This is a genomic window from Flavobacterium sp. NPDC079362 (assembly GCF_050267765.1).
Classification (GTDB): Bacteria; Bacteroidota; Bacteroidia; order Flavobacteriales; family Flavobacteriaceae; genus Flavobacterium; species Flavobacterium azizsancarii.
In genome coordinates this window covers 47,989-61,271 of sequence record NZ_JBNNFM010000003.1, presented here as the reverse complement: position 1 = coordinate 61,271, position 13,283 = coordinate 47,989, and the positions used below count along the sequence as shown (strand labels likewise).

The following is a 13,283-nucleotide window of genomic DNA, read 5'->3' as shown; positions in this document are numbered from 1 at the left end:
GATAATTGAATGGCAAATGTATAAATTATTTCGTAAAGTATTTAATAACTTTTTTTAGTTTTTTCAAATACTGAAAACTGCGACTTAAAAACTTACTTCTTAACCGGAGGATATTGTGCCAAAACTTTTGATACAAGTTCTTTTACTTTAGCATCTTTTTTCTCTACGTTTTTGGTTAAAGTTCCAACACCTTCACCTTGCCAGATCATTTCTTTCTTTTTAGCATCAATTAAGTCAATGAATAAAGTTCCTTCTGTAGAGGTTGATACAGTAGTTTGATTTCCTCCGTACATCATGTAAGGATTCCATCCCCAACCCCAACCATAACCCCAACCGGCGCTAAATTGGTTTACATTAACTTGTTCTCTTGATTTTGTAAAAATATTTATTAATAAATCTGGGTTCTCACTTTTTGTAAAACCTTTGGCTTGCATTTCTTCGTCTATGGCGTGTAGGATACGTCTTTTATCCAAATCAGAAATTTCGACCTTATCAATTCCCGGCTTAAAAAATGCATAAGTCTTATAAGGCGTGAAATCTACGTTTTTATCATAATCAGAATAAACACTGACTGTGCTGCATGACGCAAGAATTAAAAGCAAAAAAACGGGTACTAATTTGAATGTTTTCATATGTTTAAAAATTTTAATGTTCTTCTTTCTTTGTCTGGCTGAGCGGAGTCGAAGCCCTTTTTCCTCTATAGCCTTTCGACTCCACTCAAGGTTACATTAGTCAACTAAAATAGATTTTCATCTACAATATTAGGTAACGTAACTTTTAATAACGGCTGAACTTCCATTGCTCTTTTTATAGCAAAAATAGCTTCATCATTTCTAGCCCAGCTTCGTCTTGAAATTCCGTTGTTAACATCCCAAAAAAGCATTGATGCTAAACGTTTTGAAGCTTCCTGAGAACCATCAAGAACCATACCAAAACCACCATTTATTACCTCTCCCCAGCCAACTCCGCCGCCATTATGTATCGAAACCCAGGTTGCACCCCTGAAACTGTCTCCAATCACGTTTTGAATCGCCATATCGGCAGTAAAACGGGATCCGTCATAGATATTTGAAGTTTCTCTGTAAGGAGAATCAGTTCCGGAAACGTCATGATGATCACGACCTAAAACAACAGTTCCAATTTCGCCTTTTGCAATCGCCTGATTAAAAGCCTCGGCAATTTTAATGCGGCCTTCAGCATCTGCATAAAGAATTCTCGCCTGAGAACCCACAACCAATTTATTCTCCTGAGCACCTTTGATCCATTTGATATTATCCTGCATTTGCTGCTGAATTTCATTTGGAGCCGTTTTTGCCATTTCTTCCAGAATTTCACTTGCGATAGTATCTGTTTTTTGTAAATCTTCCGGTTTTCCAGAAGTACAAACCCATCTAAACGGACCAAAACCATAATCAAAACACATAGGTCCCATGATATCCTGAACATAACTTGGATACTTGAAATCGATATTATTTTCGGCCATTACATCTGCACCAGCGCGGGAAGCCTCTAGTAAAAAAGCATTTCCGTAATCAAAAAAGTAAGTTCCTTTTGCGGTGTGTTTATTGATTGCTTTAGCTTGTCTGCGCAAAGATTCCTGAACTTTTTCTTTGAATAAATCAGGATTATTGGCCATCATTTCGTTCGCTTCCTCAAAAGAAATTCCAGCCGGATAATAACCTCCAGCCCACGGATTATGAAGTGAAGTCTGATCCGATCCCAAGTCAATTTTTATGTTTTCCTTATCAAAACATTCCCATACATCAACGACATTTCCTAAATAAGCAATCGAAACCACTTCTTTATTGGCTTTTGCCAAAGTCACTCTCTTTACCAATTCATCTGTCGAAGTTACGACTTCGTTAATCCATCCTTGTTCGTGGCGGATTTTGGTAATTTTTGGGTTCACTTCAGCGCAAACCGTGATACAACCTGCAATATTTCCTGCTTTTGGTTGTGCTCCGGACATTCCGCCAAGTCCTGAAGTTACGAATAAATTGCCTTCAGGATTTAATTTTATTTTTCTGAAACCATTTAGAACCGTAATTGTCGTTCCGTGTACAATTCCTTGTGGGCCAATGTACATATAACTTCCCGCCGTCATTTGTCCGTATTGAGAAACGCCCAAAGCATTCATTTTTTCCCAATCGTCCGGTTTAGAATAATTCGGGATCACCATTCCGTTTGTAACCACAATTCTTGGCGCTTCAGAATGCGAAGGAAATAATCCCATTGGATGTCCAGAATACATTGTTAAGGTTTGCTCATTTGTCATTTCAGACAAATATTGCATCGTCAATAAATATTGTGCCCAGTTCTGAAAAACAGCTCCGTTACCGCCATATGTAATCAATTCATGCGGATGTTGCGCCACAGCATAGTCCAGATTGTTCTGAATCATATGCATAATCGCTTTTGCCTGCACTGATTTTCCGGGGTAATCGTCGATTGGTCTTGCGTACATTCTGTAATCAGGACGCAGGCGATACATATAAATACGACCGTAAGTATTTAATTCTTCGGTAAATTCTTTAATTAATTCAGCGTGATGCTGAGGTTCAAAATAGCGCAATGCATTTTTTAAAGCCAGTTTTTTTTCTTCTTTCGAAAGAATATCTTTTCTTTTTGGCGCATGGTTAATTGCAAAATCATACTCTTTTTTTGGAGGCAATATAGAAGGAATTCCTTGTTGAATTTGTTCTTTGAAAGTCATGGTTTATTTGAGATTTTAGATTATTGATTTTAGACTTTTTCTAAGGCTAAAATTATAATCTATAAATTAGTTATTATAAGTTTTAAATTATGTCGCCCCGCTGGGGCTAAAAATCTGATTGTTAAATGAAATTCTATAAATATGCGGCATAAATATACCGCTATAAATATGGCACTCCTCCGGAGTTTAATTTTAGCCTTGGAAAGGCGTCATATTTATAGAAATAAAATAGATCTTTTAGTAAAAGCTCCATTGGAGCGATATATAAATTCAGTTTAAAAAGAATTATCTATTTTCAAATTGACATATTTTCTAATTAAAAACCTACGGATAACGAATATCCGACCTATGATAAGATTTGTGGATTTTAATCCTAAATTTTCTTGAGCGAATATCCATTTATAATTATTGATGATTAATTGTTAGTTGTTGATTTTTTAATTGACGAATTAAGAAATTATCTAATTAATAAATTGTCCCATTTTTTAATTAAGAATAAACTTCTTCATTAACACAAAACGGCATTTTTTTATGCTCAAAAAGTGCTATTATATTTTGTGCAGCACAAATTGCCATTGCATTTCTGGCTTCGTATGTTGCGGAGCCAATGTGTGGTAAAATGCAACAATTTGGCAAAGATAATAATGGGTTATTTTGTTTCATTGGTTCAGGATTTGTAACATCAAGTCCTGCGCCCCAAATGACATCATTGGTTAGTGCATAAAAAAGGTCGTCCTCATTATGAAATTTTCCTCTTGCTGTATTGATGAAGATAGCATTGCGTTTCATTTTTGCAAAAGCATCTTTATTGAAAAGTTCATTGCTTTCTTTGCTGTAATTTGCATGAATACTCAAAACATCACTTTGTTTAAGCAAGCTTTCGAAATCTACATATTGAGCATCAAGTTCTTTTTCGGCGTTGTTATTATGAGAGCGATTGTGGTAAATGATATTCATTCCAAATGCAGCTTTGCACTTTTTTGCCATTTCAAAACCAATTCTGCCTAAACCGAATATGCCTAATGTTTTACCGTAAAGTTCCTGTCCTAAATTTTCTAAGGCATTAAAAGAATTCCATTCTCCGCTTATAATTTTTTTATGATTAAAAAATGATTTTCTCGCAACACTTTGCATCAATAAAAAAGCAAGATCTGAAGTGGCTCTGTTTAAAACGTCCGGAGTATTGCCAACAGGGATTTTGCGGCTATTAGCGGATGGAATATTTACGGAATCAAATCCGACAGAAAATAAAGCGATACCTTTTAAATTAGGACATTGCTGAAAAAAATCTTCATCTAAATTATTGGTTCCAACATTCAGAAGAGCGTCATTTTGTTTACAGAAATTTATAAACTCATTTCGTGATGATACATTCTCTGTTGGATTTATGGTAAGTTTGATACCTTTTTCCTGAAGTAACAAAATGCCTGCTTCGGGTATATTTTTAGTTATAAAAACCTTCATTTTGTATTGTTTTAGTTTTTATTGCGGTTTGTTTATTCTTCCGGTTCGTTTATCAAACCCATACGGGCAATGACGACAGCCACTTTTGCAGCAATAACCTCGTTTTAAATGGTGTTTTTCAGTAAAGCATTTATAACCTTCGGGCGTATAGTAAAAATCTTCGCCTTCGATTAATTTATTTTCATTACTTTGCTCTTTCATAAATCTGCATTGGGTTCATATTCTTATTTTTTTTCAATCAAAATCTACTGTTAGATTGTGATTTTAATGAAATTGAACAATTTTTATCTACAAATTTATAAATTTTACAGCTAATGTTTCTGATTGTTGCTAAATATTTAATTCCAAAAGGATATCGGGGAATGACTTTATTTCCGTTTGTGTTTTTAAAATATGATTTTGATAAAGACAATCTGGTTTTTGTAAATCATGAAAAGATTCATTTGAGACAGCAATTAGAATTACTGGTTTTTCCGTTTTATGTTTTTTATGTTTTTGAATATATAATTAGATTAATACAATATAAAAATAAAGATTTAGCATACCGAAATATAAGTTTTGAAAGAGAAGCTTATACAAATGAAAATGATTTGGATTATTTGAAAAACAGATCTTTCTTTGGTTTTTTGAATTACATAACTTTAAAACAAAAATAGATTTTGAACGTACCAATTCATATCACTTTTCCAAATAATATTGCGCTTACAATAAAACGAGATGATCTCAATCATCCTTTTGTATCAGGGAATAAATTAAGGAAGCTAAAATATAATTTACTTGCGGCAAAAGCTGAAAACCAAGGAACAATATTGACTTTTGGCGGAGCTTTTTCGAACCATATCGCTGCTGTTGCCTATGCGGGAAAGGAGCAGGGTTTTAAAACGATTGGTGTTATTCGCGGGGATGAACTTTTTGATAAAATTGAAGAAAACCCAACATTGAAATTTGCTCAGGAAAACGGAATGCAATTTGAGTTCGTAAGCCGGGAAGATTACAGGCATAAAAGTGAAATTTCCTTTATTGAAAAATTAAAAGATAAGTTTGGAGATTTTTATTTAGTACCTGAGGGCGGAACAAATGAATTGGCCGTAAAAGGCTGTGAAGAGATTTTGACTGACGAAGATGCTGTTTTCGATTATGTATGCTGCGCAGTTGGAACGGGTGGAACAATCTCCGGATTAATCAATAGTGCCTTGCCACATCAGAAAATTTTAGGGTTTCCGGCGTTAAAAGGTGACTTTTTAACCGATGAAATTCGTATTTTTGCAAAACAAGATAACTGGAATTTGATTTCTGACTATCATTTTGGAGGTTATGGGAAGATAAATTTAGAATTAATTGAATTTATCAATACTTTTTTTGAAGATAATAAAGTACCCCTGGATCCAATTTATACAGGAAAAATGGTTTTTGGCGTTATAGATTTAATCTATAAAAACTATTTTCCTGAAAATTCAAAAATAGTACTCATTCATACCGGCGGATTGCAGGGAATTGAAGGGATGAATATAAAATTGAGACAGAAAAAATTACCAATACTCAAAAACAATGGTTAAAAAAATTATAACATTCCTGATTCTGGCAACTTTAGTAAGTTGTTCCTCTAGTAAACCTACTATTGCAACGACTAAAAAAGCAGCAATGCAGAAGCCCAGAGTGGCAGCAACCAGAAAGCCAGCGTATGCTAAACCAATTGGCAAAAATTATCCTTCTACAAACAATACTACAGAAGTAATACAATCTACATCAAATACAGTTGTAACCAATGATTTAATTACGAGTTACGTCCTGTTGTATAAAGATATTGCAATGGGTAATATGCAAAAATATGGTATTCCTGCCAGTATTATTCTGGCTCAGGGAATTTTGGAATCTGGTGCAGGAAGAGGTGATTTAGCTGTTGAAGCAAACAATCATTTCGGAATTAAATGCCATAAAGACTGGTTAGGAGAAAGTGTTCGTCATGATGATGATTCAGCCCAGGAATGTTTCAGGAAATATCCGGAAGCTGCGGAATCGTATAGAGATCACGCTTTGTTTTTAGTCGGAAAAAATAGATATGCGACTTTATTTACTTACGAAAAAGACGATTACAAAGCTTGGGCAAAAGGGCTGAGAGCGGCAGGTTATGCTACAGATCCTAATTATCCGGATAAATTAATAAGTTATATCGAAAGATACAATCTTCATCAATACGATTGTCAGGTTACGGGTAGAAATTACAAACCTTTTGAGAAAACAACTGTGACTAAAAGTTCCTCAGCTCCCGTTCGAAGTTCTTCAAATTCGAATGCAAATTCAAACGATCCAAATTCGTACGAAGTTCAAAAAGGAGATACCTTATATTCGATTTCAAAAAAATTCAACGTACTTGTTGACGATTTAAAACGGAAAAACAATCTTTCAGATAATGCAATTTCAATAGGGCAGAGGTTGAAAGTGAAGTAATTTTTTAGTCTCAGTGGCAGTTTTCAGTTATTATGAAAAAGAAAGTTTTAATACTAATTGTTACTTTTGCAGCAGTTTTAATCATTAGATTCTTTTTCGGAGTTTACGATAATGATGAGTTTGCGGAAAGTCATCTTTTTGTAAAACATCGCCCAACTTGGAAATGGAAATTTTATTCTCCTCAAGGAATGTCAGATATAAAATTGGAAGAACTTTCAGTAGAAAAACAAACAGAACAAAAATATTTTAATGAGTTTATAAGAGATCAGGGTTTAAGCAGATAGCTTAAATCTAGAATCAGAACTCTAAAATCTAGAATCAAAAATGATATATAAAAGAAGTAGTCAGCTTTTTGCTGAAGCAGAAAAAGTAATTCCGGGAGGAGTAAATTCGCCAGTTAGAGCCTTTAAAGCGGTTGGGGGAACTCCTATTTTTGTAAAAAGTGCCAAAGGTGCTTATTTGTATGATGAAGACGGAAATAAATTAATAGATTACATTAATTCATGGGGACCAATGGTTTTGGGGCACGCTTACCAGCCAGTTGTTGATGCTGTTATCGAAAAAGCAAAATTAGGCACTTCATTTGGGATGCCAACAGAACTGGAAACTCAAATTGCTGCTTTAGCAGTTTCTATGGTTCCGAATATTGATAAAATAAGATTTGTAAATTCAGGTACAGAAGCTTGTATGAGCGCAATTCGTCTGGCGCGTGGATTTACAAAAAGAGATAAAATAATAAAATTTGCAGGTTGTTATCATGGACATTCTGATTCATTTTTGATTCAGGCAGGAAGTGGAGCCGTAACTTTTGGTTCTCCAAACAGCCCGGGAGTTACAGAAGGAACTGCAAAAGATACTTTGTTGGCGAAATACAATGATTTAGAGAATGTAAAAACTTTAATCGAAGCAAACAAAAACGAAATTGCAGCGATTATTATCGAGGCAGTTGCAGGAAATATGGGTTGTATCCCACCACAAAAAGGCTTCTTAGAAGGTTTGAGAGAATTGTGTACTGCAAACGGAATTTTATTAATCTTTGATGAGGTAATGACCGGTTTCCGTCTGGCTCGCGGTGGCGTTCAGGAATTGTATAATATCAATGCTGACATTGTAACTTTTGGAAAAGTAATTGGTGGTGGTTTACCGGTTGGAGCTTTTGCTGCACGCGAAGAAATCATGAATTATCTGGCACCGCTTGGTCCGGTTTATCAGGCAGGAACATTATCAGGAAATCCATTAGCAATGGCGGCCGGATTAGCAATGTTGCAGGCATTAGATAATGACCGCGCTATTTTTACCCGTTTAGAAGAAAAAACAGCTTATCTGGAAGCAGGAATTGATAAAGTTTTAAAAGCAAATAATGTTGCTTTTACCATCAATAGAGTAGGTTCTATGATTTCTGTGCATTTTGATGCCAATCCGGTTGTTGATTTTCAAACGGCTGCAAAAGGAGATAATGAAACTTTTAAGAAATTCTTTCACGGTTTATTAAACGAAGGTATTTACATTGCGCCATCTGCTTACGAAACCTGGTTTATTACAGATGCATTAAGTTACGAAGACTTGGATTTTACGATTAATGCAATTGATAAGGTTTCAAAGACATTCTAAAACATAATATATTTTTTTTTCAATTTAAGGTTCAGCTTTTTTAGTAAAGCTGAACCTTTTTTTTATTCAGGAGATAGTTAATGAAAAGTTAATACGTTGTTTTTTTATTCTAAAATTAGAATAAAAATTATTTTTGTTTATCAAATAATCACTAAACTTATAATAAATGAAGAAACTTTTCATTTTTATTACAATGGCATTTTTTATGCTGTTTTCTACTCAACAATTTGCACAATCAAACAAAAAGAAATCCAAAGAAGAGGAAACGGCAGTTACGCCACCTGAGAAAAAATCAGAATCTACAATTAAGGAATATAGTAAAGTAATTACTAAAAATGCTATTTCTGACGAAGGACTTTTTACGGTTCATAAAGTCGATAAAAAATATTACTTCGAGATACCCAATAAATATTTAGATAAAGACATGCTTTTGGTAAGCAGACTTTCTAAATTGCCGTCTAATTTGGGTGGAGGATATGTAAATGCAGGATCCGAGACCAACGAGCAATTAATTGTATGGCAACGATTTCAGGATAAGATTCTGATCAAGTCAAAATCATACAATGCAGTTGCAAACGATACTTTACCCATTAGTATCTCTGTAAAATCAAATAATTATGAACCTACATTATTTGCTTTTGATATCGTAGCTTTTAGCAAAGATTCAGCAAATACAGTTATTGATGTGACTAAATTTTACAGTACAGATGTCAAAGCCATCAGCGGAATATCTGCAGAAATGAGGGAAACTTACAAAGTAAAAGGTCTTGATGATTCAAGAAGTTTTATTAATACAATCAAAAGTTTTCCAATGAATATTGAAGTAATTCAGGATATGACTTATAATGCTTCGAAACCATCAATGTTAGCAGATACAGAGTCGATAAGTATCCAGATGAATCAATCGATGATCTTATTGCCGGAAGTGCCAATGAAACCCAGATTAGCAGATCCCAGAGTAGGATGGTTTACAGTAAGTCAATATGATTACGGAAGTACGGAATTAAAATCTGATCTTAAAACTTATATCAGACGCTGGAGATTAGAACCTAAAGATCCTGAGGCGTATAATAGGGGAGAATTGGTTGAGCCTATTAAACCAATTGTTTATTATTTAGATCCTGCAACGCCTGAAAAATTGAGAAAATACATTAAGCAGGGAATTGAAGAGTGGCAAAAACCTTTTGAAGGTGCAGGTTTTAAAAATGCCATTATTGCTAAAGACGCTCCAACAAAAGAGGAAGATCCCGATTTTAGCCCTGAGGACATCCGTTATTCTGTAATTCGTTATGTAGCAAGTACAACCCGTAATGCGGTTGGCCCAAGTGTTTCTGATCCCAGAACAGGAGAAATTATAGAAAGTGATGTTATCTGGTACCATAATCATTTGCGTTCTTATAGAAACCGATATTTATTAGAAACCGGAGCGGCTAATCCGTCTGCAAGAACATTGCAAACCAGTGATGAAGAAATGGGAGAAATGATGCGAATGGTGATTGCTCATGAAGTAGGACACGCTTTAGGATTTCCTCATAACATGGGCGCAAGTTGTGCTTATGATGTTGAGAGTTACAGAAATGGTGATTTTACGCAACAAAACGGAATTTCGGCAAGTATAATGGATTATGCCCGTTTTAATTATATAGCACAGCCAGGAGATAAAAATATTCGTTTTATTCGTAAAATGGGGGCTTATGATCAATATGCAGTAAATTGGGGATACAGAGTGATTCCAAATGCGAAATCTCCTCAGGATGAAATAAAAACTCTGGACAAATGGATTCTGGAAAAAGCTGGAAATCCGTTGTATAAATTCGGAAAACAAAGCAGTGCTTTTGATCCTACTTCTCAAACAGAAGATATTGGAAATAATTCAATGAAAGCAAGTTCGTACGGACTTAAAAATTTAGAATTTGTTGCAGGTCATTTAAGTGAATGGACGAGCACAGCAACTAATAATTATGATGATCTTGACGAGTTGTATAAAGAAATGCTGGACGTTTGGAGTAGATATGTTGGTCATGTTGTAACCAATGTTGGCGGTGTTTATGAAAATACTAAAAAGCCAAATCAACCGGGAAATGTTTATGAAGTTGTGTCTAAATCAAAACAGATAGAGGCAATGAATTGGCTTCAGGCCAATGCTTTTGCTTCACCAACCTGGATTGTAAATGTCAATACTTTAAAAAATACAGATTTTGCAGGTTATGCTGAAAGGTTTAGAAATTTGCAGGTAAGACATTTAAATAGTTTATTAAGTATTGGACGTATTGGGCGATTGATCGATAATGAAATTCTTGGCGCGGATACTTATAAAGCACTGGATTTATTAAAAGATACGCGAAAAGGAATCTGGAAAGAAGCGGCTACGCCAGAGAATGTAACCATATATCGCAGAAATTTGCAACGTGGTTATATTGACAGAATGGGGGCTTTGATGACGGAAGAAATTAAACCTGCAGACAGATCAGTAATATATTATAATGTAGGTCAATCTGATGTTAGGGCTTTGGTTCGTGGAGTATTAACAACATTACGAAGTACTCTTTTGGCAGCAAAGGCAAGACCGGTTAATACGGAAACAAAATACCATTATGAAGATTGTATTAAAAGAATTGATTTAATTCTGAATCCGAAATAGAAATTTATTAAAACAAAGAAGAGGCTTTTAAAGCCTCTTCTTTTTGATCCCAATTACATTTTATCTTTTCGGTGATCTTTCATTTTGTCTTTATGCTCTTTTTGAATCGCTGTCCATTTTTTATATTGATCAGCATTCAAAACAGATTTCATTTTTGTATCAAAGGCTTTTTGATCTTCTGCCATTTGTTTTTTCATGGCGTCTTTATCCGCTGCAGTTGGTTTTGTACCGGAATCTTTTCGGCTTTTTTCAAGCATTGACCACTTAGTACTTCTGTCAGATAAAAGTTGACCAACTTGTTTTTGCTGATCAGCATTTAAGCTTAAATCGGTTGTTAATTTTTGTAGAAGTGCCTGATCGCGTTCTTGAGGGGATTTTGAATCTCTATGATGTTTCCCTTTACGCTCGTGATCTTTTTTAAGAGCCGTCCATTTTGTGTATTGATCCGCATTCAAAATTGCTTTCATTTTAGCATCGTTTGCTGCTCTTTCAGTTTCTATCTGTTTTTTAAAAGCTTCTTTTTCTGCGTCAGTAGGTTTTGTTTTACTGTCTTTTCGGGCGTCTTTAAACTTTTCTGCTTTAGCGCTTCTTTCTGCTAATAATTGTTTTACCTGATCTTGTTGTTTTTTATCTAAACTCAGTTCCGAAGTTAATTTTTGTAAATGTTTCTCATTACGCTGTTCAGGAGTTAAATTCTCTTTTTGATCACCTGTCGGTTTTTGTTTGACGTCTTGTGCAAAACTTACTATTCCAACGAACAATAAAGCTGCGATAAATAATTTTTTCATAATTCGTTTTTTTAAAGGTTTATACCAATTAGACTTCAATAACTTTGCTAAGTTTAATCATCTTGTCAGATTTATCTTTTAATTAACAAAAACTATTAACGAAACCATAATGAATGTTTAAAATAAAAAAGAGGCTGTTAAGGCCTCTCTTTGGTAAATTATAATTAGTTTTTATCGTTTCGATATTCTTTCATTTTTTCTCTGGCCTTCTCTTTGTTTTCTTCCTGCATAGACGTCCATTTTTTGTATTGGTCTGCATTTAAGATCATTTTCATTTTAGCATCATTAGCATCTTTTTCAGCCATTACTTCTTTTTTGAATGCTTCTTTTTCTGCTGCAGTTGGTTTTACATTACTGTCTTTTCGATCTTTTCTTTCCTCTCGTAATTTATCTGCTTTGGCACTTCTTTCTGCTAAAAGTTGTTTGATTTGTGCTTGTTGATTAGCATCTAAATTTAAGTCTGTAGTTAGTTTTTGTAAATGTTTCTCATTTCGTTGTTCCGGAGTTAGTCTTTCTTTTTGTTCACGAGAAGGTTTTTGGCCATTGTCTTGCGCAAAACTTGCTACTCCAACGAATAACAAAGCTGCAATAAATAGTTTTTTCATGATGTAAGTTTTTTAATTGTTAGATCAATTAGACTGAGTTAAAAACATTAGGTTTAATCTGATAATCAGAATTGTATATAATTTAACAAAACGAAAAATTATTAGTCAATATTGTATTTTGACCTTCATGTGTGTGATTTTGTCTTATTCTATTATTACTTTGTCTTATGTAAATACATTAAAGAGAATGAATACTTTAATCTTGCAAAAAAATATTTTTTTATTAAAATATATTCAGCATGACAATAACAGAAACTATAATAAATAGAGTACCGGTCGAAAAAAGGATAATGAAATCAGGTCTCAGTTCTATAACCGGAAAAATTTCTAATCTTCAATATTCCTTAGAAGAACGTCAAACTAAATCCGGAGAGTTTGAGCGTAATGCCAGATTATATGCTCCAGTTTTATCAGCACTTTCAGGAAATAGTACAGGCGCCTTAACTGGTATGGCTATGAATTGTTATTATCCTGCTGCAAGAGGTAAATTATATTGGGATGAGATGGAAATTAAGGGAGACCTTTTAAAGGTTGGCTAGGGGGGATTTTCTTTAAAGATCAAGACGAAGTTGAGTTACTTATAAAAGAGGATAAAATAATAGCAGTACATAGTCCGATAAAAAGAATTATTGCATTCGACCCAATTTATGGGAACGGTTTAAGTCTTGATTTTGAGTTTAAATCAATGAAATATATTTTTCTTGGTTTCTTTCTGTTTTCTTCACTGTCTTTAGGTATTACGCTATTTTTTTTGACAAGTGATTTTAAAGAATTTGTGCATTTAATTTTATATCTGATTCCTGTAATTTTAATTATTTCATTACTTATTTCGTTTGGTGCTAATCGAGTGGGATTTTTTCAGGCGTTGCCTAAACAAAAAGCTTTAGTTGCTCTTGGATTGCCTGGAGATCAAAATCTTATGCAGACAATATATAATGATGTTCCTAAATTTGGAAAGGTTCGGGAAAGGATTGGTGCAATATATAGTTATTGAAAAACAAGATCTAATTTTA

The 13,283-nt window shown here is 34.0% G+C and carries 14 protein-coding genes; 8 read left to right on the top strand and 6 right to left on the bottom strand.

Annotation, left to right across the window (positions count from 1 at the left end; translation table 11 throughout):
* Window positions 1-92: 92 nt before the first annotated feature.
* From ACQKCJ_RS04235 to ACQKCJ_RS04220, 4 genes are all read right to left on the bottom strand, one after another.
* Window positions 93-632, bottom strand: coding sequence for a DUF4136 domain-containing protein (locus ACQKCJ_RS04235; protein WP_271334930.1), 540 nt, complete (start codon window positions 630-632; stop codon window positions 93-95).
* 104 nt (window positions 633-736) lie between these two features.
* On the bottom strand, window positions 737-2,713 hold the full coding sequence (locus ACQKCJ_RS04230) for a urocanate hydratase (RefSeq protein ID WP_271334929.1): 1,977 nt from the start codon (window positions 2,711-2,713) through the stop codon (window positions 737-739).
* A gap of 489 nt (window positions 2,714-3,202) precedes the next feature.
* The gene (locus ACQKCJ_RS04225; protein ID WP_271334928.1) at window positions 3,203-4,177 is read right to left on the bottom strand and encodes a 2-hydroxyacid dehydrogenase; all 975 of its coding nucleotides are present in this window, start codon (window positions 4,175-4,177) and stop codon (window positions 3,203-3,205) included.
* Window positions 4,178-4,195: 18 nt separating this feature from the next.
* Window positions 4,196-4,378, bottom strand: a complete 183-nt coding sequence (locus ACQKCJ_RS04220) for a DUF5522 domain-containing protein (protein ID WP_271334927.1) — start codon at window positions 4,376-4,378, stop codon at window positions 4,196-4,198.
* Between the two features lie 113 nt (window positions 4,379-4,491).
* Here ACQKCJ_RS04220 and ACQKCJ_RS04215 point away from each other — a divergent pair, with 113 nt between their 5' ends.
* The 6 genes from ACQKCJ_RS04215 (at window position 4,492) to ACQKCJ_RS04190 (ending at window position 10,877) form a co-directional block, all read left to right on the top strand.
* Window positions 4,492-4,833 (top strand): hypothetical protein, encoded by a 342-nt coding sequence (locus tag ACQKCJ_RS04215; RefSeq protein WP_271334926.1) that lies wholly within the window; start codon window positions 4,492-4,494, stop codon window positions 4,831-4,833.
* A gap of 3 nt (window positions 4,834-4,836) precedes the next feature.
* Window positions 4,837-5,733, top strand: a complete 897-nt coding sequence (locus ACQKCJ_RS04210; RefSeq protein WP_271334925.1) for a 1-aminocyclopropane-1-carboxylate deaminase/D-cysteine desulfhydrase — start codon at window positions 4,837-4,839, stop codon at window positions 5,731-5,733.
* Window positions 5,726-6,625: a glucosaminidase domain-containing protein gene (locus ACQKCJ_RS04205; RefSeq protein ID WP_271334924.1), complete on the top strand. Its 900-nt coding sequence runs from the start codon at window positions 5,726-5,728 to the stop codon at window positions 6,623-6,625. Before ACQKCJ_RS04210 ends, ACQKCJ_RS04205 begins: the two co-directional genes overlap by 8 nt.
* A 32-nt stretch (window positions 6,626-6,657) precedes the next feature.
* A complete protein-coding gene (locus ACQKCJ_RS04200; RefSeq protein ID WP_271334923.1) occupies window positions 6,658-6,909 on the top strand; it encodes a hypothetical protein in 252 nt (83 codons plus the stop codon).
* Between the two features lie 40 nt (window positions 6,910-6,949).
* A complete protein-coding gene (hemL, locus tag ACQKCJ_RS04195) occupies window positions 6,950-8,236 on the top strand; it encodes a glutamate-1-semialdehyde 2,1-aminomutase (protein WP_271334922.1) in 1,287 nt (428 codons plus the stop codon).
* Window positions 8,237-8,402: 166 nt separating this feature from the next.
* Window positions 8,403-10,877, top strand: coding sequence for a zinc-dependent metalloprotease (locus ACQKCJ_RS04190; RefSeq protein WP_427401447.1), 2,475 nt, complete (start codon window positions 8,403-8,405; stop codon window positions 10,875-10,877).
* Window positions 10,878-10,930: 53 nt separating this feature from the next.
* Here ACQKCJ_RS04190 and ACQKCJ_RS04185 read toward each other — a convergent pair whose 3' ends face one another.
* The gene (locus ACQKCJ_RS04185) at window positions 10,931-11,665 is read right to left on the bottom strand and encodes a hypothetical protein (protein ID WP_271334920.1); all 735 of its coding nucleotides are present in this window, start codon (window positions 11,663-11,665) and stop codon (window positions 10,931-10,933) included.
* 164 nt (window positions 11,666-11,829) lie between these two features.
* A complete protein-coding gene (locus ACQKCJ_RS04180; RefSeq protein WP_271334919.1) occupies window positions 11,830-12,270 on the bottom strand; it encodes a hypothetical protein in 441 nt (146 codons plus the stop codon).
* Window positions 12,271-12,509: 239 nt separating this feature from the next.
* Here ACQKCJ_RS04180 and ACQKCJ_RS04175 point away from each other — a divergent pair, with 239 nt between their 5' ends.
* A complete protein-coding gene (locus tag ACQKCJ_RS04175; protein WP_427401446.1) occupies window positions 12,510-12,809 on the top strand; it encodes a hypothetical protein in 300 nt (99 codons plus the stop codon).
* A gap of 146 nt (window positions 12,810-12,955) precedes the next feature.
* Window positions 12,956-13,264 (top strand): hypothetical protein, encoded by a 309-nt coding sequence (locus ACQKCJ_RS04170; protein WP_427401445.1) that lies wholly within the window; start codon window positions 12,956-12,958, stop codon window positions 13,262-13,264.
* Window positions 13,265-13,283: the final 19 nt, after the last annotated feature.